This is a genomic window from Neobacillus drentensis (assembly GCF_036966985.1).
GTDB lineage: Bacteria > Bacillota > Bacilli > Bacillales > Cytobacillaceae > Neobacillus > Neobacillus drentensis_E.
This window is the reverse complement of the sequence record NZ_JBALSN010000735.1, coordinates 1-1,776: the sequence shown is the minus strand read 5'-3', so window position 1 is coordinate 1,776 and position 1,776 is coordinate 1. Positions and strand designations below refer to the sequence as shown.

Here is a 1,776-nt window from a genome sequence, read left to right as displayed (position 1 = left end):
TACTTCATGGTGAGAAGCCTCAATTGTGAAGCCCATTGCTTTTAAGGCACGGTAAATTTCTAAACGAACGCGCTCACCAAGGTCATGTGGAGATGGCTCGAAATAGCCGGCTTTATCACCAAGTTCTTGTGTTGCATAACCATTTTCATCTGTTTTAAATAGGAAAAATTCTAACTCTGGACCCACTGAAATCGTGTACCCATGTTCAGCGGCACGATCCACCGTTTTCTTTAGAACATTTCTTGTGTCTCCTTCAAACAAGGATCCGTCTGGGTTCTTTACAGAACATAGGAATCTAGCTTCCGAATATCCGTTTTCAACTGTCCAAGGAAGAACAGCAAAGGTAGCTAAATCTGGTTGTAAATAAAGATCTGATTTATTAATAGGTGAGAAACCTTTAATCGAAGAACCATCAAACATCATTTTACCTTCTACGACATCTTCCAATTGTTCAATTGTTACTGTAACGTGCTTTAGGATCCCTTCGATATCGACAAATTGCAAGTGTAAAAGTTCAACACTTTTTTCGTTGATTATTTCTTTAATTTGTTCAAGAGTAGTGGCAGCTCCTGGAGCGTTTGAAATTAATGTTTTTGTCATGTCACTTTACCTCGCAATTTCATGTTATATTTTATTACATCAATTAATATAAAATGATTATAATAAAAAAAGAATAGTTTGACAATCCTTTTTAGTAAATTTTTTGAATATTTATTCTGATATTTTAGTAAGCGTTTTCATAATATACCTGATTAAACCTAATATTCTCAAACTATCTGGCTAACCTCGTATTAATTTTTATGCAAAAATATGTATATTTTTTATTTAATAACCAATACAGGTCATCTCTTTTTAGCCAAAAGAAAAAACAGCTGTTAGAGTGATCCCTAATAACTGTTTCGAATTCAACCAACCTATTAATCTACTGTTTATATTCATGGTGCCTGACACCGATCCCCTTTTTTAATCCAATATCTATCTCTTAAAGATAATATAGTCTAAAATAACAGGCTCGGAACCATTTGCCCTTAAAAGTTGATTGATCTGACCTCGGTGATATTGACCATGTAGTGCAACATGGGTCAATATGTCCCTAACCGAATTATTAAACTCAATGCCTTTACTATTTCTGTACGTCACGATTTGTTCGAGAGCAGGGTCAGTTAAACTCGATAGGAATTTTTTAAAATATTGATTATTACGATTAGCCATTTCAGCACAAGCCTTTAAACTAACCTCTGCCCAGATTGGCAAATTTGAACTGTCTGATCCTTTTAACCTAGTCAACCACACCTGTTCAGCTAGAAGGATATGTGAGAATAGCCTGTTTATTTGTTCATTCTCGCTTTCCGTATTTTGCAAGGTTTCAAGAATTCTTTGATTAGACCAATGTAAATGTTCAAACATATTTCGGATTGTTTCCATGTGTACACCTCCATGTATAAAATCAATATTCAACTAAAGTTTTTTTATGCAAATAGATAAACTCTCATCCTTCTCTCAATAAAAAGATAGAACTAGTCTTCATAAACTTTATGTGCATGATATTTAAATCCTAGATACTCATAGTTTTGTTTCCTGTACATTTCCCTTGGAGTGTCTTCACCATCCGCTACTAAGATGATGGTCTTATCTAAAAATTTCTCCATAACAAATTTTTGCAGCCTGCTGCCAATCCCTTTTTTCTGAAAGTTTTCATCTACCACTAAACCATCAATTTCGGCTGCATCTTCCGCAATTATTACTTCTACTGAACCAGCGGGAACACCTTTATAA

Annotated in this window: 3 protein-coding genes; all 3 read right to left on the bottom strand. The window is 34.5% G+C overall.

What is annotated here, in order from left to right:
* Positions 1-600, bottom strand: a 600-nt coding sequence (locus V7659_RS31145) for a glutamine synthetase beta-grasp domain-containing protein (protein WP_335543857.1), incomplete at its 3' end; no start/stop codon positions are given.
* Positions 601-975: 375 nt separating this feature from the next.
* Positions 976-1,425, bottom strand: coding sequence for a DinB family protein (locus V7659_RS31140; RefSeq protein ID WP_335543856.1), 450 nt, complete (start codon positions 1,423-1,425; stop codon positions 976-978).
* 92 nt (positions 1,426-1,517) lie between these two features.
* A partial coding sequence (locus V7659_RS31135) for a GNAT family N-acetyltransferase (RefSeq protein ID WP_335543855.1) occupies positions 1,518-1,776 on the bottom strand: 259 nt, incomplete at its 5' end.